Source organism: Sodalis ligni, assembly GCF_016865525.2.
GTDB classification, from domain to species: Bacteria; Pseudomonadota; Gammaproteobacteria; order Enterobacterales; family Enterobacteriaceae; genus Acerihabitans; species Acerihabitans ligni.
The window spans coordinates 5,902,948-5,927,181 of the sequence record NZ_CP075169.1 but is presented as its reverse complement, the minus strand read 5'-3'; the positions used below and the strand labels follow the sequence as shown (position 1 = coordinate 5,927,181).

Below are 24,234 nucleotides of genomic sequence, written 5' to 3'. Positions count from 1 at the left end.
GGATTAGATGGTCAATGTAAACATTACCGAAACGGCATTGTTATGCCTGACCGATATTGAATCCTTTCAAAGTGATTTAAACGGGGCTCAGTCTGCCGCTGAGTTAACCGAGTCACTGCTTTTAGATTCCGTTGCTGCTTTGCAGGAAGATCCCAAACGTTACCGCTATAATTCGATACTGGCTGATTTTGGATTAAAAGTTCGCGAACGGCTTGATCCTAAAGGATATAGACTCCTTTACGATGAAAATGACGAAGACGTTAATATTTTGCTCATACTTCATACCCGCCAGGATCTGGTACGAGCTCTTTATCGCTTACAGATTTTGCGCTGATTATTCACTCCGGCGCACGCGGGTCCGTGCGCCCAATGCCTCAGCGACGACAGGCGATCGCTTCGATTTCTATTTGCACATCTTTCGGCAGCCGCGCCACTTCAACGCAGGAGCGGGCGGGGAACGGTGCGCTGTTTTCCTTGAAAAAGGCTTCATAGGCGGCGTTTACCTTGGAGAAATCATTGAGATCTTTGACGAACACCGTGGTTTTGATGATATCCGCCACCTGTAAACCGGCCGCTTCCACGATGGCTTTGACATTGGACAGGGATTGACGGGTCTGATCGGCGATATCCTCCGCCACCTGACCGGTTTTCGGACAGATGGGAATCTGGCCGGAGGTGAAGACCAGATTGCCCAGATCCACCGCCTGGACGTAAGGGCCGATGGCGGCCGGCGCGTTTTCGGTACTGATAATGCGGGACATGGCGTCTCCTGGAGTCTACAAACAACAAATAGAAAAAAGGTGCCGGCCATTATAAGGAGTAAACCGGCGAATGCCCAGCCTGTCATTGTTACGTTACGCTTGCGCCAGCGCGGGTTTGGCCTGCTTTCCTTTAAACACGCTCGGTTCAGCTTTGGTGTCGGCGGGCTTACCGTGGCATGGGGCGCTGCGCGGCCGACTATGGCCGCTCCGGCCCCATTGCCGCGGTCTCCCTTTAACACGCGCTCACTTCAACAGGCCCGGTCGGGACTTCAGGAATTCTGGATCACTGCCTGGTGTTCGAACTCTTTTTCGCAATATTTGCATTTCAGGTGTACCTGATTGCCCCGGCTTTTGACGGTGAAGCCGGACGCCACCGGCTCGCTGCGGCTGATGCAGTTGCTGTTGGGGCAGGTCAGCACGCCGTCCACGCGATCCGGCAGCGACAGGGTCAGCTTGCGCACCACCTCGTAATTATCGATGCGGTTGACCGTGGCGTGGGGGGCGTAGATGGCCAGTTGGTTGGCCTGCTGCTCGGTTAGGAAAACGTTTTCGATTTTGATCAGGTCTTTTTTGCCCAACTGATTGGAGGGCAGGTTCAACCCAATGGTAATGCGCTGATCGGTGGCCGTCAGCTTGAACAGGGTTAACAACTTAAAGCCTACCTGCGCCGGAATATGATCGATTACCGTGCCGCGGCTGATGGCCTCAACCTGTAACTTATTGTCCTGAGTCATCATCTTCTCCTTATTCTGCATGATGGTTGTTCAATACCAGGGACAACAATGCCTGGCGCGCGAAAATCCCGTTACCGGCCTGTTGAAAATAGTAGGCATAGGGTGTGGCGTCCACTTCATGGGCGATTTCATCCACCCGTGGCAGGGGGTGCAATACTTTCAGATTGGCGCGGGCTTTCACCAAATCATCGGCGCGCAAAACGAACTGGGCTTTAACATTGGCGTATTCCGACGGGTCCAGCCGTTCTTTTTGTACCCGCGTCATATAGAGGATATCCAGCTGCGGCACCACGTCTTCAATGGTGGCGTGCACGCTGAACCGGATGTTTTTCTCCGCCAGCATATGAAGTATATAGGCCGGCATCGCCAGGGCTTCCGGGGCGATAAAGAAGAAATGATTGCCTTCGAACTTGGCCAGCGCCTGCGTCAGGGAGTGTACGGTACGGCCGTATTTCAAATCCCCCACCATGGCGATATTGATATTGTTCAGCCGTCCCTGGGTTTCCTGGATGGTAAAGAGATCCAGCAAGGTCTGGGTGGGATGCTGATTGGCGCCGTCACCGGCATTGAGGATCGGCACGCCGCCGGAAAACTCGGTGGCCAGGCGGGCGGCTCCCTCCTGGGGGTGGCGCATCACAATGGCATCGACGTAGGTGCTGATAACCGAAATGGTATCCGCCAGCGTTTCGCCTTTTTTACCGAGGGAGGTGTTGCCCGCGTCTGGGAATCCCACCACGCAAGCCCCCAGGCGATGCATGGCGGTTTCAAACGACAGGCGGGTGCGGGTGGAGGCTTCGAAAAAGCAGCTGGCGATGACCTTATGCTTTAACAGCTCCGGCTGTGGTCGGCTTTTCAGACTGGCGGCGGTGTTCAACACCAGCTCCAGATCTTCGCGACTTAGGTCGTTGATGGATACGATGTGCTTCTGGTAAAGGGGATTGGCCATGTTTTATCCCTCCTTCGGGTGTTGTTAACGCCGGTGTCTGACGCAAGTTTAGGCAGTGGGCTGAATGCCGCGCAAAAAAAAGCCCCTCAATGAGGGGCGGGATACGAATACTTCACAACGGGCAGCGGGAGCAACAATGGCAACCGGCTGCCCACAGGCAACCGAAGATCGTCATAAACATTAAATTTCTCAGTGCTGTTCATCGATCCTCCCGGCAAATTGCCCGAAATTATACTCGGGTACCGCTACACTTCAAGCGTAAAAGATCGATTATCCGTGATTAAGCAAACGATTGGCTTGCTAATAAAAATAAGTGTTAAATAATCCTCAGTTTCCCATTGAGTACGGTTATATAATGAAACAACATTTCAGTTTAAGGAATCGTTATGATCAGCGGTAATATTCACCATCTTGAGCTTGTTCCCTATCTGCCGGCAACGCTGCGGGACGCTATTGAGTATGTTAAAAAACACATTACGGCCGATACCCCGCTGGGTAAGTATGAGATCAAGGGGGATCAGGTATTTGTCATGATATCCAACGACAGTACCGATGTGTTTGAGCAGCGCCGCGCCGAATACCATGCCAAATATCTGGATATCCAGATTGTGCTGCAGGGCGAAGAGGGCATGGCCTTTAGCAACCTGCCGGCGGGCAAGCCCGATACCGATTGGCTGGCGGATAAGGATGTGGCGTTTGTGGCGTCCGGCGCGCAAGAAAAGCAGTTCGTGATGCGGGCGGGGGATTTTGTGGTCTATTACCCTGGTGAAGTGCATAAACCGCTGTGTGCCGTGGGTGCGCCGGCGCATGTGCGTAAAGCGGTGGTGAAGATTGAAGCGGCGCTGGTGCGGTAACTGGCGCTCTCCCTTTAACAGGCTCGTTGCACGTCCGGTGATAGCGGGCCTAGCGTGCCATGGGGCGCTCCGGCCGCCGCCAGACGGCGGCTTCGACCCCATTGGCGCGCTCTCCCTTTAACAGGCTCGTTGTACGTCCGGTGATAGCGGGCCTAGCGTGCCATGGGGTTTTTACTCTTTCGACAGCGTTGCCACCATCACCGCCTTGATGGTGTGCAGCCGGTTTTCCGCCTGATCGAACACCACGCTGTGGGCGGATTCAAATACCTCGTCGGTGACTTCCATGCCCCCCGCCAGGCCGTATTGTTCGGCCATCTCTTTGCCGATGGTGGTTTGATCGTCGTGGAAGGCGGGCAGGCAGTGCAGGAATTTGACCTGGGGGTTGCCGGTGAGTTTGATCATCGCCATGTTCACCTGATACGGGCGCAACAAGGCAATACGTTCCTGCCAGAAGGATTTGGGCTCGCCCATGGAAACCCATACATCGGTGTAGATAAAATCCACTCCTTCCACGCCTGCGCCGATATCTTCGGTCAGGGTGATGCGCCCTCCCTGCTGTTCCGCCAACTGGCGGCATTGCGCCACCAGTTCATTTTCCGGCCAGCAGGCGCTTGGGGCTACGAGCCGTAGATCGAGCCCGGTCAATGCCGCCGCCTCAAGCATGGTGTTGCCCATATTATTGCGGGCATCGCCCACGTAGGCGAATTTGATTTGGTTAAAAGGCTTATGGGGGAGATGTTCTTGCATGGTCAGCAGATCGGCCAGTAACTGGGTCGGGTGGAATTCGGTGGTTAAGCCGTTCCACACCGGCACGCCGGCATAAGCCGCCAGTGTCTCGACGATCTCCTGACCGTAACCGCGATACTGAATACCGTGATACATCCGGCCCAGTACCCGTGCGGTGTCCTTGATGGATTCCTTGTTGCCGATTTGGCTGCCGCTGGGACCGAGGTAGGTCACGCGCGCGCCCTGATCAAAGGCGGCCGCTTCAAAAGCGCAGCGGGTGCGGGTTGAATCTTTTTCAAAGATAAGCGCAATATTTTTTCCCGCCAGACGCGGTTTTTCCCGCCCGCTGCGTTTTTCCTGTTTCAAGGTGGCGGATAACGCCAATAATTCAAGAAGTTCTGCCGGTGTGAAATCCAGGAGTCTGAGAAAATGACGCTGATAAAACTCTCTCATAAGCATTTTGCTCCATTCATAATCATTAATATCATTTGCATTAAAATTCACTTTATATGTATGAATATTCAATTTCAAGCATTGAAAGCAAATCTTTCATTTTTAAGCTGGAGCCTTAACCGCCGCTGTGGGAAAATAGTGGTCCGAACGGCCGACTCATTGAGGACAGGGGCATGGCACATCAATTTCTGGAAGAGCAGCGCGATGAAACGCGTTTAATAATCGAAGAGTTGCTGGAAGACGGCAGCGATCCGGAGGCGCTTTACACCATCGAACATCACTTTTCCGCTGAAAATTTCGATATGTTGGAAAAAGCCGCGGTCGAAGCGTTTAAACTGGGCTATGAAGTTACCGATGCCGAGGAACTGGAAGTGGAAGACGGTTCCGTGTTGATGTGTTGCGACGCCATCAGCGAAGTGGCGCTCAATGCGGAAGTGATCGATGCCCAGGTCGAGCAGCTGTTTGCGCTGGCGGAACGGCATGGCGTCAATTATGACGGCTGGGGCACCTATTTTGAGGACGGCGAAGACGACGAAGGCGAAGAGGAAGACGGTGGCGATGTGGTGCCGCCCATTCACAATCACCTCATCGATCGGGATGATAACGGCACCCGTCATTGATACCGTGGTCCGGCGTGTTTACCGGCACGGCATTATCTGTGCGCGGCATAGTCTGGCTGTATTAATCGGTATCGGCGCGGTTAAACCACAACGATACCGGTTAGTCTCGTCACGGCAGGCTCAGGATTTCACAGGCGCTTGAGCATTCTCACTTCACAATCCACATGTCCGGTGCTGCCCAGCGGGCCGTCGATATGTTCAAATCCCAATCGTTCATACAGCGCTATCGCCCGGGTCAGCGCGGCGGTGGTTTCCAGATAGCAATGGGTGAAGCCTTGGCCGCGAGCGAAGGCCAATCCCCTCTGCGCCAGCTCATAAGCTACTCCGCGTCCGCGCAGGCTGGGTAAAAAATACATCTTTTGCAGTTCACATGTTTCCGGCGCGGCGCCTTCCAAGGGTGCGATACCGCCGCCGCCGGCCACCCGGCCTTCATATTCGATAATCCAATAGGCGCTGCGGGGACGGCTGTAGAGCTGATACAAATTGTCCAGATTAGGATCGGATACCGTATAGCCTTTGTCCGCGGTGAGGCCAAATTCGGCCGATACCTGGCGGATCACGTCGGCGATGACCTGATTATCACCCGGCGCGATGGGCCTTACCAAAATGTTGACTGAAGTAGCTGTGGACATCGTCATTACTCAAGAATGTGAAATACATTATCTGTTTTATTATTACGAGTAATAGCATTGCAGATGCTGGTGATGCAAATAAAATCATGGGGCGAAAGGCTGCCCCTGTCGGGTTTTTTCATGAAAGGCCTAGCATGATGGACGCCGAGGAATCCGGTCTACGGCCGGAAGGCAACATTCAGTGAGACAAGTGCCCGCCGCATCCTCATGCGGCAGGCACTCGTTGGTCGGGCGATAGCTTTGCAACCTGCCGGGTTCCTGATCCATAAAGCAGCACAGCCCGGCGCGGCATCAAAGATTGGCGATGGTTGCCCGCTGTTCCAGCAGCGTCTCTTTTGAAGCGACATAACCCGCCAGCTTTTCCCGCTCCTTGGCCACTACCGCTTCCGGCGCCCGGGCGACGAATCCCTTGTTGGAAAGCTTGGCCTCGATACGGCCGATTTCTCCCTCGAGCCTGGCGACTTCATTGGCCAGCCGATCCAGTTCCGCCGCTTTATCGATAAGACCGGCCATGGGAATCAGCAGTTCGCCTTCTTCCACCAGCTTCACCACCGAAACCGGGCCTTTGTCGCCCTCATCCAGCAGGCTCAGGCTTTGCAAACGCGCCAGGGTCTGGATAAAACTCCGATTGGTGTCGATGCGCTGCCGGGTTAGAGGCGTGGCGCCGCGCACCAGCAGATCCAGCGGCTTACCGGGGGAGATATTCATTTCCGTGCGGACAGCCCGCACCGCCATGATGACCTGCTTGATCCACTCCACGTCTGCCAGGGCCTGTGCGTCGTCCAGGCCGGCATCAAAGGCGGGGAAGGGCTGCAGCATCAGCGTATCGGCTTCAATGCCTTTCAGCGTCTTCACCCGCTGCCAAATGGTTTCGGTGATAAACGGCACGATGGGATGGGCCAGGCGCAGTAAACTCTCCAGCACCTGCACCAGCGTATGGCGTGTCCCGCGCAGCTCGGCGTCGCTGCCGCCGTTCATGACCGGTTTGGTGAGCTCCAGATACCAGTCGCAGAACTGGTTCCAGGTGAAGTCGTACAGCACGTTGGCCGCCAGGTCGAAGCGGTAATTATCCAACGCGTCGCGATAGGCTTTCACCGTCTGGTTAAAGGCGGTCAGGATCCAACGATCCGCCAGTGACAGGCTCATCTCGCCCCCGTTCTGGCCGCAATCCTGCCCTTCGGTGTTCATCAGCACGAAGCGGCTGGCGTTCCACAGCTTGTTGCAGAAGTTGCGGTATCCTTCCAGGCGTTTCATATCCCAGTTGATATCGCGGCCGGTGGAGGCCAGCGCCGCCAGGGTGAAACGCAGGGCATCGGTGCCGTGCGGCTCAATCCCCTGCGGGAACTGCTTTTCGGTGCGTTTGCGGATTTTATCCGCCAATTGGGGCTGCATCATATTGCCGGTGCGTTTTTCCACCAGATCCGGCAGGGAAATCCCGTCCACCATATCCAGCGGGTCGATAACGTTGCCCTTTGATTTGGACATCTTCTGCCCTTCATCGTCGCGGATAAGTCCGGTCATATAGACGGTTTTAAACGGCACCTGCGGACGCTGGTTTTCATCTTTGACAAAGTGCATGGTGAGCATGACCATGCGGGCAATCCAGAAGAAGATGATATCAAAGCCGCTTACCAGCACGCTGGTGGGATGGAAGGTCTTCAAATCGGGGGTCTGTTCCGGCCAGCCCAGGGTGGAGAAGGTCCACAGGCCCGAGGAGAACCAGGTATCCAGCACGTCTTCGTCCTGGCGAAGCTTCACCTCTGCATCAAGATTGTTTTCCCGGCGGACTTCGTCTTCATTGCGGCCCACATAGACCTTGCCGGCTTCGTCATACCAAGCGGGGATCCGGTGTCCCCACCATAGCTGCCGGGAAATACACCAGTCCTGGATATCGCGCATCCAGCTGTAATACATATTCTCATACTGCTTCGGCACGAACTGGATCTCGCCGTCCTCCACCGCCGCAATGGCCACTTTAGCCAACGGCGCGGTCCGTACGTACCACTGATCGGTGAGCATGGGCTCAATGACCACGCCGCTGCGATCGCCATAGGGCGCCGTCAGGGCATGGGGCTTGATTTCATCAAGCAGTCCCAGGGCGTCGAAAGCGGCCACTATCGCCCGGCGGGCGGCAAAACGCTCCAGGCCGCGAAACTCGGCGGGGATGTCTTCATTGGCAGCCGAACTCACTTCTCCCAGGGAACTGAATACTTCCGCCTGTTCACGTATATTGCCGTCCAGGGTCAGGATATTGATCATGGGCAGGGCGTGGCGCTTGCCCACCTCATAGTCATTAAAATCATGGGCCGGGGTAATCTTCACGCAGCCGGTGCCTTTGGTCATGTCCGCGTGTTCGTCGCCGATGATGGGAATACGGCGGCCCACCAGGGGCAACAGAACATATTTGCCGATGAGATCCCGGTAACGGGGATCCTCCGGATTCACCGCCACGCCGGTATCGCCCAGCATGGTTTCCGGACGCGTGGTGGCCACTACCAGGTAATCCTTGCCTTCGGCGGTTGTGGCGCCGTCCGCCAGAGGATAGCGCAGATGCCAGATGTGGGACTGGGACTCGCGGTTTTCCACTTCCAGATCGGAAATGGCGGTGCGCAGCTTCGGATCCCAGTTCACCAGCCGCTTGCCGCGGTAAATCAAATCCTCTTTGAACAGCTGGACGAACACTTCCTTCACCGCGTTGGACAGCCCTTCGTCCATGGTAAAGCGCTCGCGATCCCAATCCACCGATGCGCCGAGGCGACGCATCTGGCGGGTAATGGTGCCGCCGGATTCCGCTTTCCACCGCCAGATTTTCTCGATAAAGGCTTCACGGCCGTAATCGTGACGGTTTTTGCCCTCTTCCGCCGCGATTTTGCGCTCCACCACCATTTGCGTGGCGATACCCGCATGGTCGGTGCCCACCTGCCACAGGGTATTTTTGCCCTGCATGCGCTGGTAGCGCACGATGATATCCATAATGGTCTGCTGAAAGGCATGGCCCATATGCAGGCTGCCGGTCACGTTCGGCGGCGGGATCATGATACAGAAGCTTTCTTTGCCCGGATCGTTGTTCGGTTTGAAATAGCCCTGTTTTTCCCAATGCTCGTAAAGCGGCTGCTCAATATCGTGCGGGTTATATGTCTTTTCCATTATGCGTCGTATTTCACTGCGTTGGCGGCGTGGCCGTGGTCAATTGGAAGCCGACGCTGCGATAGGCTTTATAGCGATCGCGCGCCAACTGTTTCATGTGGTCTTCATGGGGGACGAAGTCTATCACTTCATGGAAAGCGGAGGCAAAATCGGCGCAGTGCGGCAACAGGCTGATCAACAGCTCGCGCGGCGCGTTGCCCCGGCGCCCGGGCCAGCATATTTCCACCGGCGCGCCGTAGCGGGGACCTTCCCCCGCCAGATTGTGCGGCACAAAGGATTCCGGATCCCGCTGCCATAATGCTTCATCCAGTTTTAATGCCTGCGCCTCGTCCTCACAGGCCACCAGCACTCTTTTACCCCCGCGCCAGCGGTTTGCCGCCAGTTCGCAGGCCAGCCGCTCCACGGCGGTCAAGCCGTCCTGAAGTATGTCCTGGTCAAGAAGATAAAAGGTCGCGTTTTTCATGTACCGTTTTTAAAGAACCTGAGAGGGGAAGATAAAAATAACGGGCGACCTGAGCCGCCCGGTAAAGCATACCTTTTTTACGCTTATTCGTCACCGTTCAGACCGGCGCGATTAAGCAGAAATTGCGCCAGCAGCGCCACCGGCCTGCCGGTGGCTCCCTTGGTCTTGCCGGAGCGCCAGGCGGTGCCGGCGATATCCAGGTGGGCCCAGCTGTATTTACGGGCGAACCGCGCCAGGAAGCAGCCGGCGGTAATGGCGCCCCCCGGACGGCCGCCGATATTGGCCATATCGGCAAAATTCGATTCCAATTGTTCCTGGTACTCATCCCCCAGCGGCAGGCGCCAGGCGCGATCGCCGGACTGTTCGGCGGCGGCGATTAGCTCATGGGCCAGGGGATTGTGGTTCGACATCAGGCCGGTGAGATGATGCCCGAGGGCAATCACGCAGGCCCCGGTGAGGGTAGCCACGTCGATAACCACTTCCGGATCGAAACGTTCAACATAGGTCAGCGCGTCGCACAGCACCAGCCGCCCTTCGGCATCGGTATTCAACACTTCCACCGTTTGTCCCGACAGAGTGGTCAACACGTCCCCGGGGCGGAAGGCGCGGCCGTCCACCATATTCTCGCATCCCGCCAGCACGCCGACGATATTCAGCGGCAGCTCCAGCTCCAGCGCCATGCGCATCACGCCGTACACCGTGGCGGCGCCGCACATGTCGTACTTCATCTCGTCCATGCTGTCGGCGGGCTTGATGGAGATGCCGCCGGCGTCGAAGGTCAGGCCCTTGCCCACCAGCACGATCGGCTTGGCTTCCGGATCAGGACTGCCTTTATACTCTATCACCGACATCAGCGATTCATTTTGCGAACCCTGGCCCACCGCCAGATAGGCGTTCATGCCCAGTTCTTTCATCTGCTGCTCGCCGATAACCCGGGTGGTGGTGGTTTTGCCGAACCGATCCGCCAATTGGCGAGCTTGGGAAGCCAGATAAGCCGGGTTGCAGATATTGGGGGGCATATTCCCCAGATCTTTGGCGGCCTTGATGCCGGCGGCAATGGCCAGGCCGTGCTGGATGGCGCGTTCCCCGCCGGTGAGTTCACGGCGGGTGGGAACATTGAACACCATTTTACGCAGCGGCCGGCGCGGTTCGATGCGGTTGCTTTTAAGCTGATCAAAGGTATAAAGGGATTCTTTGGAGGTTTCCACCGCCTGGCGGACTTTCCAGTAGGTATTGCGCCCTTTGACATGCAATTCGGTCAGGAAGCAGACAGCCTCCATAGAGCCGGTGTCATTCAGCGTATTGATGGTTTTCTGGATTACCTGTTTATATTGGCGTTCATCCAGCTCGCGTTCCTTGCCGCAGCCAATAAGCAGAATACGTTCGGACAGCACGTTGGGAACATGGTGCAGCAGCAGCGTCTGCCCCACTTTACCTTCCAGTTCGCCGCGGCGCAGCAGGGCGCTGATATAGCCGTCGCTGATCTTGTCGAGCTGTTCAGCGATGGGAGACAGGCGGCGCGGTTCGAATACGCCGACAACTATACAGGCACTGCGTTGTTTTTCCGGGCTACCGCTTTTTACACTGAACTCCATGCACACTCCTTAATCTTAAAGAAAAAAACCGCCAACGAAGATAAAATAGACCTTTTCCTATTTTATCCCCCCCCTTTGCCTTAACTCTATGTGTTAATCTAAACGACGCAAAGGACGTTATTCCGGCAATAATCAGTGCGTTCTCATAGCACGGCCGAACGCTTAATGTTGTTATACTCTATCTGGCGATAAAGGTGGCTAATTGATACGTATTATTGGTGGATTAGCAAAGAAATTATCGATTTTCCTGCAAAAAGACAAGTTTTCACAGGCGAAATAAGCGTGATCATCCTTAGATATCTGGTTCGGGAAGTTTTCAAAAGCCAGCTCGCCATCCTGTTTATCCTGTTGCTGATTTTCTTCTGTCAGAAGCTGGTACGGGTGCTGGGAGCTGCGGTTGACGGCGATATTCCGACAAACCTGGTGTTATCCCTACTCGGTTTAGGGGTGCCGGAAATGGCACAGTTAATTCTTCCCTCAGCCTATTCTTGGGCTTACTGATGTCCCTGAGCCGATTGTACACCGAAAGCGAAATTACGGTGATGCATGCCTGTGGACTGGGTAAGAGCGTTTTGGTCAAGGCGGCGCTGATTCTCAGCGTGCTGACGGCGATTTTCGCCGGCGCCAACGTTATCTGGCTTTCTCCCTGGTCCGCCCGCCACCAGGACGAAGTCCTGGCGGAGGCCAAGGCCAATCCCAGCATGGCGGCGATGGTGGAAGGGCAGTTCCAGGCGGCGCAAAACGGCAATTCGATACTGTTCGTCGGCAATGTCAAAGGACAGCAGTTCCAGAACGTGTTTCTGGCCCAGCTGCGACCCAAAGGCAATGCCCGGCCCTCGGTGGTGGTGGCGGATCAGGGGCACATGACCCAGCGTGCCGACGGTTCGCAACTGGTGATGCTGGATAAAGGCACCCGCTACGAAGGCACTGCGCTGCTGCGGGATTTTCGCATCACCGATTTTACCCAGTACCAGGCGGTCATCGGCCACCAGGCGGTGTCGGCGGACAGCACCGACGCGGATCAGATGACCATGCATGAACTCCGCCACTCCTCCGACCCCGGGGCCAAGGCGGAAATGCAGTGGCGCCTGACACTGGTGGTCTCGGTATTTATCATGGCCATCATGGTGGTTCCGCTCAGCGCGGTTAACCCGCGACAAGGCCGGGTGATGAGCATGCTGCCGGCCATGCTGATGTACCTGATCTTTTTTCTGCTGCAAAGCTCGCTGCGTTCCAACGGCGCCAAAGGTAAACTCGACCCGATGATATGGATGTGGTTGACCAACCTGGTCTATCTGGGCATTGCCGTGTTACTCAATCTTTGGGAAACCGTGCCGGTGAGAAGAATACGCGACGGATTACATTCAAGAGGAGCGGTTTGATGTTTGGAGTACTGGACCGCTACATCGGTAAAACGATTTTCAACACCATCATGATGACTCTGTTTATGCTGGTCTCGCTCTCCGGCATCATCAAGTTCGTCGATCAGCTGCGTAAAACCGGCCAGGGCGACTATTCCGTCGTCGGCGCCGGTCTTTACACGATATTGAGCGTCCCCAAGGACATCGAGATATTTTTCCCCATGGCGGCGCTGCTCGGCGCGCTGCTCGGTCTGGGCACGCTGGCTAGCCGCAGTGAACTGGTGGTGATGCAGGCCTCGGGCTTCACCCGCATGCAAATCGCCGCCTCGGTGATGAAAACCGCCATTCCCCTGGTGCTGCTCACCATGGCCATCGGCGAATGGGTGGCGCCGCAGGGTGAACAAATGGCGAGAAATTACCGTTCCCAGGCCCTGTACGGCGGTTCGATGCTCTCGGTGCAAAGCGGTTTATGGGCCAAAGACGGCAACAATTTCATCTACATCGAGCGGGTGGTGAGCAACGACGAATTATCCGGAGTCAATATTTACAATTTCGACCAGCACAACCGCCTGCAGACTCTGCGCTATGCCGCCGATGCGAAATATGCCGACGGCGTCTGGCATCTCTCCCAGGTGGACGAGTCCGACTTGACGGATCCACAGCAGATCTCGGGCCACCCTCAGCAAATCTCGGGCCGGCAGATGCTTAGCGGCGTGTGGAAAACCAATCTGACCCCTGACAAGCTGGGAGTGGTGGCGCTGGATCCGGACGCCTTATCCATCACCGGCCTGCGTGATTATGTGAAGTACCTTAAGCAAAGCGGACAGGAGTCCAATCGCTATGAGCTGAATATGTGGAGTAAGATCTTCTCCCCCTTCTCGGTAGCGGTGATGATGCTGATGGCGCTGTCGTTTATTTTCGGCCCGCTGCGCAGCGTGGCGATGGGCGTGAGGGTAGTGACGGGAATAAGCTTCGGGTTCTTGTTCTATGTACTGGATCAGATCTTCGGACCGTTAAGCCTGGTATACAGTCTGCCGCCCCTGTACGGGGCATTGTTACCCAGTATGGCATTCCTGGTAATCAGCGTGGCGCTATTGCTTAGAAAACGTTAATCGCGGCGAGGCGCTATGCCTAAATAATTCGAGTTGCAGGAAAGCCAGCAAGCCTGCAACTTGAAGTATGACGGGTATAACAGGCATATTCCTGTTAGCGCCGGTTAGTGGTGAAGACCTCATTGCATCGACCTTCAGGTTGTTATCAGCCGTTACGACCACAAATCATTCATTTAATACTTTCTACAAACAGCACTTTGGTCAGGTCGCGCAGCCACTTATGACAGGGTGAATGGTTATGTTTCGAGTGCCAGGCCTGGATGATGCTGCGCTTGCCTAAATCAAAATCCGCACTGAAAAATTCCACCGCGATATTCAGCTTGCGCAAATTCTTCACCACAAAATCCGGCACGATGGCCAAGGCGTCTGAATGGGTAATAGCATTCATGGTGGCCATATAACCGGGCGTAGCCCCCATGACGTGGCGCGCGGACCAAAAATATTTCATTGCCTCATCCGTACCGGCCGGATACTTCTCCTTGGTCTGGACAAAATGATATTTCAGCAGATTGTCCATGCTCTTATCCGTACAGATGATCGGATGGCCGCAGCGGCACATAAAATAACACTTCGCTGAGTGAATGGTACGTATGGTAATCTCCGGATTCAGATCGCGCATTTCGCCAATGTATAAATCAATATCGTTTGATCGTAAAAAGTCATCATCAAATTCGGAGTCATGAACCATATTGATAAACACATTTGGCGCGCTTTTCTGGATTTCCCTGAATAATGTGGCATTGAGGGTGAAAACAATGGTGGCGTTCGCCGCGATGGTAAATGACACATTGGTGGTATGGGGTTCGAAGGCCATATTGGTATTCAACATGGACTCAATGCGGTTAACCAATTGCCGCACATCCTCCTTCAATGCAATTGCCCTCGGTGTGGGAATCAGCTTGGTTCCGCTGCGAACCAGTATCGGATCGTTAAACAAAGCCCGAATCTTGTTCAGAGACTTGCTGATGGCTGGTGCGGTGACGTTCAGTTTCCTGGCCGCCAGATTGACGCTGCAGTCTTCCAGCAGCGCGTTCAGTACAACCAATAAGTTAAAATCAAAATTGTTCATATAGTAGTCATAATTAGAAACGCGGGTTTGAGGGATATTCGTTAGGTAACGAATGCAAAGGCACTTAAAATTATAATCTTCATTCTCCTCTACATAACTCATTAGCATGAGAACAATTGACTAACTTCTTTTAGTGGCTAATGATTTTATCTTTTATTTTTAATAATGACAAGGCTAAAATACTCCTTGCGGAGTGCCTTATCCCTTCATTAACCTATTGGACCGACCGCGAACGGGCGTTACTACTGGCGTGTCCCGTTATTTTAGATATGCTGAATAATATTGTTAAATGTCTTTTAATAGCAGATTAATAATATTATTTGAACTATGTAGAATATGCCTTTCCTAATATACCCAATAGATTTCGAATTGCAGCAAGGTGGCAATTTGAAAGATGATGAGTATCTGCATATTGCATGATAATGAGATCCTGCTCCATCGGAAAAACTGCTGAATGTCCCTTCCGTTGAGGTTACTGTGGCCAAATGTGCGGGTAAGCTGTTGTCCAAGGTCGTTGCCCACGGCGGGCAATCGTTTTAGCATGGGAACGTTTTGGGACGTCGGTTCATCAAGACCCTGAATCGCCGATGTGATTGCAACATTGCGAGGATACTCATGACCCATTTATCCCTGTTACCCGGTTCCGTCGCCGTTATCACCGGCGGTGCGTCCGGCATAGGTTTGGCCGCCGCCAAACGTTTCGCCCAGCGCGGGCTGCGCGTCTGCATCGCCGATCTCGAGGCTGAGCGCCTCGCCCATGGGGCCGAAGAGGTGGCCGCGCTGGCGGCAAGAGGCAAGCAGGATGTTTTCACCTTCCAGGCGGACGTCAGCCAGCCGGATTCCCTGGTCAGCCTGCGGGATGCCGTTGCCCAGCGCTTCGGTGGCACCGATGTGCTGATGAATAACGCCGGCATCCAGCCCGGCAGCGGCGTGTTCGGCCCGGCGGAAAACTGGCGGCGCATACTGGAAGTGAATTTATACGGCGTCATCAACGGTACGCAGATTTTTGTACCCGAGATGATGGCCCGCGGCCGGCCTGGCCTGGTGATCAATACCGGCTCCAAACAGGGCATCACCACGCCGCCGGGAGACCCCGCCTATAACGTTGCCAAGGCCGGCCTAAAGGCCTTTACCGAGGCATTGCAGCACGAACTGCGCAATACCGACGGCTGCCGCCTCAGCGCCCATCTGCTGATTCCTGGTTTTGTCTTCACCGGGCTCACCCGCCGCGGTCGCGTCGAGAAACCCGCCGGCGCCTGGACCGCGGATCAAACCGCTGATTTTATGATGGAGCGGCTGGACGCCGGCGACTTTTATATCCTGTGCCCGGACAATGACGTGCCCCGTTCCCTGGATGAAAAACGCATTTTATGGGCCGCCGGCGATATCGTCGAAAATCGACCGCCGCTTTCCCGCTGGCATCCGGATTTCGAATCGGCATTCAACGCGTTTATCAAGCAGCCGCGCCGATAGCGCCGCCGTCAGGAAATGAAGTTCTTGCCCTGTTTCAGCACTAGATTGCAGGCTTTGTATTTCACCTTCTGGCCCAGCTGCGAGGAGCCGAGATCCTTCAGGTTCAACTGACCGCCCTGGGCGGTATTCAATATTCCGCCGAGACCCTGCTGGTAATCCTGGCTCTTGGCGTTGGACGGGCTGGAAATACCCAGCTTGCCCATCAGCTTGTCTTTAATTGCCGTGGTGCCGGTATCTGACAGCAGATTGTTTTTCGCACAGTACTCCAGCACCCCGGCGGCATTGGTCATGGTGCCGGCGCTCAGGGCCTTATCGCCGCCCCCCAGCAACCCGGCAAGGGATGCCGTAGAGCCGCTTTGTGCGGCGCCGTTGCCCGTGGTGGTGCCTGATGTGCCAAGGGCGCTGTTAACCGAATCCATCAAGTTGGCCGCCAGGGCCAGGCCAGGGGCCAAAGTCGCCATCAAAGCCAGCGAAAGAAGGTGACGCCGCAGAGTGATTGTCATGGTCAATTTCCTGTTTAACATAAGCATAAAAAGTAAAATCGTATTATTCCATAGGTCCCTTTTTCGGACTTTAGTATGCCGGACAAGTTCATGGCCTAAAGAGAACAGACCAAAGAAGGGGCGATTTAATGTCGGATTTAGGATAATTCTAAGCGCCATTATTTTCATAACGCCCATAACAGGAGAAAAGTATGCCGGAAGGCCCTGAAATTCGGCGCGCGGCCGACGCCCTGATGATGGCGGTAGCCGGCCGGGAAATTACCCTGGCGTGGTTTGCCTTCCCGCATCTGAAGCCTTTTGAATCCCAATTGACCGGTCAACGCATCGAAAAAATAGAGACCAGGGGCAAAGCGCTGCTTACCTGGTTTTCCAACGGATTGGTGCTGTACAGCCATAACCAGCTCTACGGCGTATGGCGGGTAGTCAAGGCCGGAGAAACGCCGTTGACCAAACGAGACTTGCGGGTTCGCCTGGAAAACGAACAGTTTGCCATCCTGCTGTACAGCGCGTCCGATATTCAGATTCTGGATGCCGACGCGCTGGCGGCCCACCCGTTTTTGCTGCGCATCGGCCCTGATGTTCTGGATCCGGTCCTCACGGTGGAGGAAACCCGATCGCGCCTGCTCTCGCCGCGCTTTCGCGGACGCCAGCTCGGCAGCCTGCTGCTGGATCAATCCTTTATTGCCGGACTGGGCAATTATCTGCGGGTGGAGATTTTATGGCAGGCTAGGCTGACGGCGGGGGTTAGAGGGCGGGATTTGAGCCCGGAACAGATTGACCGCCTGTGCGAGGCGATTGTGGCTATCCCCAGGCTTTCCTATGCCACCCGCGGCACCATGGATGACCCGCTGGATGAAGGGAAGCACCATGGCGCCCGCTTTCAGTTCAAGGTGTTTCATCGGGCGGGACGGCCTTGTGAACGCTGCGGGCATCCCATTGAAAAAACCACCCACGGGTCGCGCCCGTTTTATTGGTGTCCTGTTTGCCAGCATGACTGAACGGTGAGCGTTAGTGTAGAAATGACCCGCTTGCGGGTCAGAATTCACAGGGTGATGACAATAACCCGTGATCCAGACCTGGCTGAGGGCATTTTTTCAGCAATCAGAGTGGCTTCGGCCGGATTAGTCTTGCGCAGGAACGCGTTAACGGTATAATGCACCTCGTTTTCCGTGTACGACTTCAGTGCCGAAGTGGCGAAATCGGTAGACGCAGTTGATTCAAAATCAACCGCCTTCGGGCATGCCGGTTCGATTCCGGCCTTCGGCACCATTAGTACACAATCAGGTCACCCAAGGGTGGCTTTTTTTGTGTCCATAATCTTCCACTAAGTTCCATAGTTGTCTGTTAAATAAAGAAAATATTTTCATCCTCTCTGCCGTGTCGATTTCTCCCTCTTCCATACTGGTCGTTTTTCATCCATTGACATCCGGTCCATTTGGGGGCTTTAATGGGGGCTCTTTCGGTTCGATTTACACGAGGCCCCCAAAATGCCTTTATCAGATCGCGCTGCTCATAACGCCAAACCGCTCGAAAAACCCTACAAGCTTAGCGATGCCCACGGCCTATATCTGCTGGTAAAACCGGCCGGATCAAAATTATGGCAGCTTAAATACCGCTACCAGGGTAAAGAAAAAAAACTCTCCTTCGGCGCTTATCCGCTAATTGGTTTAGCCAAGGCCCGTGAACTGCGTGAACAAGCCCGCGTTTTACTGGCGGACGGCCTCGATCCCGCCGAAAAGCGCAAAGAAGAAAAGCTGGCCAATGCGCCGGCGCATACCTTTGCCTCGGTGGCCCGCGACTGGCATGCCAGCAACCAACGCTGGTCGGCGGACCATGCCGCCAGGGTAATGCATTATCTTGAGGTCTACCTCTTCCCGGCCCTGGGCGATCGCGATATTACCGAGCTGAAAATACGTGATTTACTGGAACCGCTAAAAGCGGTGGAGGCGACTGGCAAACTGGACGTAGCCTCCCGGTTGCAACAACGGGTCACCGGCGTGATGCGTTACGCCATGCAGAACGGCTTGATTGACTATAACCCCGCCCAGGATTTGGTCGGCGCGATTGCCACCCGCAAGGCAAATCATCATCCCGCATTGCAGTTGGAACAATTGCCGGATTTTTTAGAACGTCTGGATGATTATGGCGGCAGAAAATTAACGCGGCTGGCGGTGCAATTGGCGCTGGTGATCTTTATCCGTTCCAGCGAATTACGGTTTGCCCGCTGGCAGGAAATTGACCTGAAACGGGCGATGTGGACCCTGCCGGCAGAACGCGAGCCTATTGAGGGCGTGAAGTTCTCCCAGCGCGGTTCCAAGATGCATACGCCGCATCTGGTGCCGCTGTCACGGCAGGCGGTGGTATTGCTTAAGCGGATTAGGGCGCTATGCGGTGATAACCAGACGTTGGTATTTCCTGGCGATCATGATCCTAAAAAGCCCATGAGTGAAAACACCGTTAATAAGGCACTGAGGACCATGGGATACGATACCAAGACTGAAGTATGTGGGCATGGCTTTCGCACCATGGCCTGCAGCGCGCTGGTGGAGTCGGGACTTTGGTCACGGGATGCGGTGGAGCGGCAGATGAGCCACCAGGAGCGCAGTGGGGTACGGGCGGCATATATCCATCGGGCCGAGCATATCGAGGAACGTAAGCTGATGGTGCAGTGGTGGGCGGACTATCTGGATGCGAATCGGGAGGGGTATGTGGTGCCGTATGAGTTTAAAAGGAAAAGCTTAAAGTGACGATGCTACTCATCATGTAAATGTTTCAGTCATATCGTAATCAGTCATTGAAAATCTGATTTTATAGAATGCGTTCACATGTATCAAATAATGCAATTTTGCTAGTAAGATGAAATGCTCATCTTGAGATAATAACTAGGATTATAAAAACATAAGGCAATAATTTCATGGCGGTATTTTTTTGACAAAGTTGAATATCTTGAGATTTTAGCATGTACATAGGAGAAACAAAAAGCTTTGCGGCAGCAGCCAAAGCTATTGTTCTTGCTCGTTCAGAAAACGAATATGCATAATAAAGTGGTTTATATATTTATTTAGAATAAAAATCAGGTTTTCAAATAATAAATAAGCATGTCTATTTATTACGAAAGATGTAACATCAAACCACACAATAAAGCATCTCATGTATAGGACTAATCTGTGGGTATTCTAAAATTAAAAGGTGTTAAGAGTTATTCCAGTGAAAAAGATATCGAATTTGATTTCAGTAAAGCTGTTACGCTGATTTATGGACAAAATGGTTCTGGAAAATCTACTATATCTGGATATTTTTATCGACCGGAAGATATTGACTATAAAGACTGTCGGTTTGAAGCTGATGCCGACTTAAAGTTCATTGTATTTAATCAAGATTATATAGATGCAACATTTAATAATAAAACGCTACAACCTGGAATTTTTACGCTCAGCCAAGATAATGGAAAAATTCAAGATGAAATAAATAACAATAAAGATAAAATAAAAGAATATGGAAATGAAATAAAAAAATTGAATGAGAATGTTGAAGATAATCAAGAGATGCAAAACGTATCATCAATGATTGTGCGACGAAAATGTTTGACTGCTCTTCTGCATTGAGAAGAAGTACATCATTAACGGAATTGATGCAGGGGCGTTAAAAACACAAGGATTTTACGATAAAATTTCCAATGTAAATTACAAAAATAACTATTCTACTGACGATTTGGCCAAGCGATGGGAGCAGCTTAAAGAAAGCAAAGGAATGCATATGTCGTTAATCAATTGTCCCGATTTTTCCAAATAGATATTAAAAATCAAGCTTTACTTAACACTCCACTTATTCCATCAGGAAGCAGTCAGTTGGGTATGACAATTGAGAAGTTGGGGAATGCTGATTGGGTCCACAAAGGTCTCACTTATATTATAAAAGACGAATGTCCATTTTGCCAGCAAGAGTTTGATGCCGAACATTTCAAGGAAGAGTTTAGGCGTCTATTTGATGAGAATTTCACTGAGTCACTAAATGCAATTAAACTACTGGCAGAAAAACATAAAGAATGGCATGATTATTTACAAATGCTCAAGAGTGAACTTAATGCGTGTTCTATGGTTTCTCAAGATGACCCTATTTATAGCCTACTATCATCAATTGAAAAAGCCTATCTATTAAATGATAAATTGTTAGCGGATAAGATCACTACACCTTCCGCTGCCATAGTTTTGCCTGATATACGTAAAGATATAAAAAATATGTGCGAAAATGTAACAAAAATAAATCTTTCTATAAATAAAAACAATGATATGGCTGATAATTATGACGAGGAATTGGCTAACCTTAAAAATGATTTGTTGGGGCATCTGAGGAAGATGTGTGATGACTTCTTGAAAAACAGGGATAATAATCTTGGTGAGCTAAAAAGTAATGAAAAAATTTACCAAGAAAAAATAAACACCTTAGAAAATTTAAAAAATTCACTTTTAAATGAAAATTCAAAAAATATGGCGGCTGTGACCAACATAGAAAAAACTGTTAATGATATTAATCTGATGTTAGTATCTCTAGGGGTTACCGGTTTTAAAATCGTCCGGCACAGCCAGGAGCAGGAAGTCTATCGTTTATCACGTGATGATTGGCAGGGGGAGAAATCAGTCTTCAAGAGCCTGAGCGAAGGGGAGAAAACATTAATTTCTTTTCTCTATTTTATTGAAAAATGCTACGGTAGAGATAATCGAGAAGACAATGATGATCGTGAAAACTTATAGTAATAGATGATCCTATATCAAGCTTATCACATAATTATATTTATGAAGTTGCATCGATGATTTATCATAACCTTATAAAATCCCAACAAGCTAAGCATATAATTATTCTGACACATAATCTATTCTTCTATCAAGAAATGATTTTGTCTACTAATGAAAGTAACCATAATAAAAAGATGCTCCGAACGGATGGACGCTGTATCGCATATCAAAAATATTCATAGCGAAGTCCATAAAATTAAAATGAATGATTTGTTAAATGAATATCAAGCTCTGTGGCAAACTCTAAAGGATGTTAAAATGGAGTTTCTCAATCTGTTGTTTTGCCTAATACCATGCGAAATATTTTAGAATATTATTTTAGTTTTGCTTGTAAAAAGAGAAACTTCAAGATGCGATTAATAAACTAGCTACTGAAAATGCGGACCCTCGGTATCATTCATTTTATCGTTATATTAATCGCCATTCTCATTCAGATGGTCGAAATATAACACAAATAGGTCCGCTCGACGCTGAAACTTATCAGGTTTTATTTGAAAAAATTTTGAGAGGACAAATGATCATGAACATTATCTTGCTATGATGAATGAAGAGTGAATTAGATTTTTAAAAATTAGCGTAAAAAAAGTAAAGCCGGCTCTTTTTAGCTATCACCCAGGAAGGAAAACAAAGCTACCACCGTCAGGCATCACATTCATTTAACGATTTGGCAGCGAGCGCATGTGCTTGCACACATGCTCTAAACGGCCAAAACGAAAACGTACATACCGGCGAACCGGGACGGTTTTCATTCTCATGACGTCTCTCCTTACAAGTTGGCTTAACTGCCAACAGGTCCCTGTACCCATTTACAGGCTTGCATACAGATTCAGGAAAAGAGAACGCCCGGGGTGGTAGCGTGGTAAGTGTAATCCAAATAAACTTTGTTTCGCAATCTAAATAGGAAGACGGTGATCAGGCCGGACCACTAGCGTGTTGCTTCAGGTTTTACCACAGCCTTATTTTTAGCGATGGGCGATTCTGTTTGACTCGCTTGATGGACTGGCCCTAGCGGAAATTGCTGAAAGGATCTCCAATTACGACCCTATGGGGGAGCGGAATCATAAACCAGACCTGATGGCGGTATCAGCGCAGTCTACACGCCCATCAACGCGGTTGTGGCGCAGACCGTATTGTTGCCTGACACGCATGCGGGCTTACTGTCAGATACGGGGCAATGGGCTGCTGTGGCCCCTACCCCGGAGACTTCTCATGGCACACCATCATCACCACCACAACCCACAGGAGCATAATGCCCTGTTTACCACGCCCACCGCACTTATGCTCGATACCCGTCTCACCCCCCTGGAGCGTAACGGCTGGCAGGTTCTGCGCATGCTGCGCGCTGCGGACGGACTCAGCCCGCTGGCGAGCCTGGGGCAGTTGCGCCGCTATCTCACCTCCACGCCGTTAGGGCAGCGTGCTGGCTATGAAACCGCCTGGCGCGTTCTTGTAGTATTGCGGCTCACTGGCTGGATCAGCTTGGTGGGGCAGCATCGAGACCCCATGACCGGCCATGTTCTCAGCGAGCTGTATCAAGTCCATGAAAGCACGCTGACCTTCCATCAGGCGTGCGCGCTCGATGCCAGTCTGCCGCAGCTTCTGCAAACGTCCATCGGCCACGAAAATAATCAAGTCGATCGCGTCGCCATTCACATCCAGGAGACGCTTGAACACGCACGCACCGTGGCCCCAATTCATGCCGAAGACCAAGGCAGTGATGATGATGAACCGCCGGCACCACGCATGCCGCTTCTCCGGGGAGACCAAAACGCAGCACAAGCGGCAATACCCGGCGATTCCGTCAGCACCACAGCAGGTCCGCAGCAGACCGACCCTGCCCAGCAGATAACTCCCGAGCAAGACAGTACGTATAGTAAGTATTTAAATAAAAAAGAACGTACGTACCGCGCACGCGCACACGAGGATGTCGGTCCGGTGTCACCGCCAGTAGCATTGCCGCCTTGCCTGGGTAGTGCCAAGTCCGAGCAGCAAAACGATGTGCTGGCGGCCTTGCATCGGCTGCCGCCCCAGTATCGCCAGGACGTGCTGGATGAATTAGAGGCGCGTAGCCAGAGCGGCACCGTACGCAACGTCATCGCTTACTTCTTCGGCCTGGTAAGGCGGGTGCTTGCTGGCGAGTTTCGCTTGTGGGCAGGCCGCAAGGCCACACAAGCGTCCAGACATGCGCAACAGGCCGCTCCCTGCATGATGGCGACAATCCAACGTGCCGAAATTCGCCAGGAGCCAACCCCTAAACTCGTATCACGCGAAACCGCGCTCGCGCATATCGCAGACATCCGCAAGATGCTGAACATGCCGGTGAACGCCGGAGACCTTGCCGCTCAGGTGATGCAGGCCAAGGGGTGGCATACTCGCCCTGCCTGATGCCCGCCATACCTTCGCGGCCTGCGGCCTAGACCAAGAGGCGCCGCCTCTTGGAACTCTGTTCTCGCCGAAGGGCAGGGCTGCAGGGGGCGATCATCCCCTGCAGCCAGTTGATAGGCTAGTGCGCTGTATGGGCGTCAATGGTGCGCTGCGCCGGGTGCTCACTCGTTCGGTGCTCACCTACGGCTGCGCTCCGCTGCGGCTTGCGCGCCCGCCATTGACTCCCACTTCGCGCGGATTTTTCCTGCTTGTCGGGCAATTTCTTCGGATGCCGCCGCATGGGCTTTACACTCAAGCTGCCTGCGCAGGAGCGGCATGAGCACCATGTCGCCCCTGCGCAGGTAGCCGACAAGGCCGAAGGCCGCGTCAGTGCGGCAGCCGGGTAATGCGCATTCCTGCCCCCGCGCCTTTTCGCTTTGCACGACTCCGATGCCTCGCCATGGGCCGTCACTGCACTCCGCAGTGACGGCCCGGAGAATTGCAGCAACAATGCGGGTTGGCGCCGCATCCTATTTCATGCTGCGCACATGATGATGCCCTGACACACTGGCAGGGCAATAACCCACCGGCAGGTTTAAATGCTGGAACCTTGGCGCAGGGCAATAAG

22 protein-coding genes, 1 tRNA gene and 1 pseudogene are annotated in these 24,234 nt (G+C 52.9%); 13 read left to right on the top strand and 11 right to left on the bottom strand.

All coding sequences use genetic code 11. The features are described from left to right. Positions 1–7: 7 nt before the first annotated feature. Positions 8–334: a type II toxin-antitoxin system RelE/ParE family toxin gene (locus tag GTU79_RS27570; protein WP_203523692.1), complete on the top strand. Its 327-nt coding sequence runs from the start codon at positions 8–10 to the stop codon at positions 332–334. A 40-nt stretch (positions 335–374) separates the two neighbouring features. On the opposite strand, the gene GTU79_RS27565 is transcribed toward GTU79_RS27570, so the two are convergent. The 3 genes from GTU79_RS27565 to pyrB form a co-directional block, all read right to left on the bottom strand. After that, positions 375–761, bottom strand: coding sequence for a RidA family protein (locus tag GTU79_RS27565; RefSeq protein WP_203523691.1), 387 nt, complete (start codon positions 759–761; stop codon positions 375–377). A 269-nt stretch (positions 762–1,030) separates the two neighbouring features. Then, the gene (gene pyrI / locus GTU79_RS27560) at positions 1,031–1,495 is read right to left on the bottom strand and encodes an aspartate carbamoyltransferase regulatory subunit (RefSeq protein ID WP_132927952.1); all 465 of its coding nucleotides are present in this window, start codon (positions 1,493–1,495) and stop codon (positions 1,031–1,033) included. 10 nt (positions 1,496–1,505) lie between these two features. Then, complete coding sequence (gene pyrB, locus GTU79_RS27555) at positions 1,506–2,441, bottom strand: aspartate carbamoyltransferase (RefSeq protein ID WP_203523690.1); 936 nt, start codon at positions 2,439–2,441, stop codon at positions 1,506–1,508. 386 nt (positions 2,442–2,827) lie between these two features. Here pyrB and GTU79_RS27550 point away from each other — a divergent pair, with 386 nt between their 5' ends. After that, positions 2,828–3,295, top strand: a complete 468-nt coding sequence (locus GTU79_RS27550; RefSeq protein ID WP_203523689.1) for a NanQ anomerase/TabA/YiaL family protein — start codon at positions 2,828–2,830, stop codon at positions 3,293–3,295. 171 nt (positions 3,296–3,466) lie between these two features. Here the strand turns inward: GTU79_RS27550 and argF are convergent, their stop codons facing one another. Then, a complete protein-coding gene (gene argF / locus GTU79_RS27545) occupies positions 3,467–4,474 on the bottom strand; it encodes an ornithine carbamoyltransferase (protein WP_132924655.1) in 1,008 nt (335 codons plus the stop codon). Positions 4,475–4,647: 173 nt separating this feature from the next. On the opposite strand from argF, the gene rraB reads away from it, so the two are divergent. Continuing rightward, positions 4,648–5,094, top strand: coding sequence for a ribonuclease E inhibitor RraB (gene rraB / locus GTU79_RS27540; RefSeq protein ID WP_132924657.1), 447 nt, complete (start codon positions 4,648–4,650; stop codon positions 5,092–5,094). 128 nt (positions 5,095–5,222) lie between these two features. Here the strand turns inward: rraB and GTU79_RS27535 are convergent, their stop codons facing one another. The 4 genes from GTU79_RS27535 to pepA form a co-directional block, all read right to left on the bottom strand. After that, positions 5,223–5,726, bottom strand: a complete 504-nt coding sequence (locus tag GTU79_RS27535) for a GNAT family N-acetyltransferase (RefSeq protein WP_132924659.1) — start codon at positions 5,724–5,726, stop codon at positions 5,223–5,225. Positions 5,727–6,017: 291 nt separating this feature from the next. Beyond that, on the bottom strand, positions 6,018–8,873 hold the full coding sequence (locus GTU79_RS27530) for a valine--tRNA ligase (protein ID WP_203523688.1): 2,856 nt from the start codon (positions 8,871–8,873) through the stop codon (positions 6,018–6,020). 13 nt (positions 8,874–8,886) lie between these two features. Beyond that, a complete protein-coding gene (locus tag GTU79_RS27525) occupies positions 8,887–9,336 on the bottom strand; it encodes a DNA polymerase III subunit chi (RefSeq protein ID WP_203523687.1) in 450 nt (149 codons plus the stop codon). 83 nt (positions 9,337–9,419) lie between these two features. Further along, positions 9,420–10,931, bottom strand: coding sequence for a leucyl aminopeptidase (gene pepA, locus GTU79_RS27520; protein ID WP_132924665.1), 1,512 nt, complete (start codon positions 10,929–10,931; stop codon positions 9,420–9,422). 282 nt (positions 10,932–11,213) lie between these two features. Here pepA and lptF point away from each other — a divergent pair. Both lptF and lptG read left to right on the top strand, forming a co-directional pair. Then, positions 11,214–12,313, top strand: a pseudogene (gene lptF / locus GTU79_RS27515) (LPS export ABC transporter permease LptF). Beyond that, entirely contained in the window at positions 12,313–13,404 is a 1,092-nt protein-coding gene (gene lptG, locus GTU79_RS27510) for an LPS export ABC transporter permease LptG (protein WP_132924668.1), read from the top strand. The pseudogene lptF and the gene lptG overlap by 1 nt, the downstream one beginning before the upstream one ends. A 169-nt stretch (positions 13,405–13,573) precedes the next feature. On the opposite strand, the gene GTU79_RS27505 is transcribed toward lptG, so the two are convergent. Then, on the bottom strand, positions 13,574–14,473 hold the full coding sequence (locus tag GTU79_RS27505) for a LysR family transcriptional regulator (protein WP_132924670.1): 900 nt from the start codon (positions 14,471–14,473) through the stop codon (positions 13,574–13,576). Between the two features lie 615 nt (positions 14,474–15,088). Here GTU79_RS27505 and GTU79_RS27500 point away from each other — a divergent pair. After that, the gene (locus GTU79_RS27500; protein WP_203523685.1) at positions 15,089–15,946 is read left to right on the top strand and encodes an SDR family NAD(P)-dependent oxidoreductase; all 858 of its coding nucleotides are present in this window, start codon (positions 15,089–15,091) and stop codon (positions 15,944–15,946) included. A gap of 8 nt (positions 15,947–15,954) precedes the next feature. Here the strand turns inward: GTU79_RS27500 and GTU79_RS27495 are convergent, their stop codons facing one another. Further along, the gene (locus GTU79_RS27495; RefSeq protein WP_132924674.1) at positions 15,955–16,449 is read right to left on the bottom strand and encodes a YjjA family protein; all 495 of its coding nucleotides are present in this window, start codon (positions 16,447–16,449) and stop codon (positions 15,955–15,957) included. A 191-nt stretch (positions 16,450–16,640) separates the two neighbouring features. Here GTU79_RS27495 and nei point away from each other — a divergent pair, with 191 nt between their 5' ends. The 7 genes from nei (at position 16,641) to GTU79_RS27460 (ending at position 23,627) form a co-directional block, all read left to right on the top strand. After that, positions 16,641–17,447 carry an endonuclease VIII gene (gene nei, locus GTU79_RS27490; protein ID WP_203523684.1) on the top strand — a complete coding sequence of 269 codons (807 nt, stop codon included), beginning with the start codon at positions 16,641–16,643 and terminating at the stop codon, positions 17,445–17,447. A 186-nt stretch (positions 17,448–17,633) separates the two neighbouring features. Beyond that, positions 17,634–17,718 (top strand) — tRNA-Leu (locus GTU79_RS27485). A gap of 218 nt (positions 17,719–17,936) precedes the next feature. Beyond that, positions 17,937–19,196, top strand: a complete 1,260-nt coding sequence (locus tag GTU79_RS27480; protein ID WP_203523683.1) for a tyrosine-type recombinase/integrase — start codon at positions 17,937–17,939, stop codon at positions 19,194–19,196. A 420-nt stretch (positions 19,197–19,616) separates the two neighbouring features. Then, positions 19,617–20,054: an AAA family ATPase gene (locus tag GTU79_RS27475; protein WP_214513562.1), complete on the top strand. Its 438-nt coding sequence runs from the start codon at positions 19,617–19,619 to the stop codon at positions 20,052–20,054. Positions 20,055–20,297: 243 nt separating this feature from the next. Beyond that, on the top strand, positions 20,298–21,200 hold the full coding sequence (locus tag GTU79_RS27470; RefSeq protein ID WP_338091448.1) for an AAA family ATPase: 903 nt from the start codon (positions 20,298–20,300) through the stop codon (positions 21,198–21,200). Further along, positions 21,197–21,424: an AAA family ATPase gene (locus tag GTU79_RS31740; protein ID WP_214514195.1), complete on the top strand. Its 228-nt coding sequence runs from the start codon at positions 21,197–21,199 to the stop codon at positions 21,422–21,424. Before GTU79_RS27470 ends, GTU79_RS31740 begins: the two co-directional genes overlap by 4 nt. Before the next feature lie 1,027 nt (positions 21,425–22,451). Further along, complete coding sequence (locus tag GTU79_RS27460) at positions 22,452–23,627, top strand: STY4528 family pathogenicity island replication protein (protein WP_203520303.1); 1,176 nt, start codon at positions 22,452–22,454, stop codon at positions 23,625–23,627. A gap of 176 nt (positions 23,628–23,803) precedes the next feature. Here GTU79_RS27460 and GTU79_RS27455 read toward each other — a convergent pair whose 3' ends face one another. After that, positions 23,804–24,049, bottom strand: coding sequence for a hypothetical protein (locus GTU79_RS27455; protein WP_214513560.1), 246 nt, complete (start codon positions 24,047–24,049; stop codon positions 23,804–23,806). Positions 24,050–24,234 lie beyond the last annotated feature (185 nt).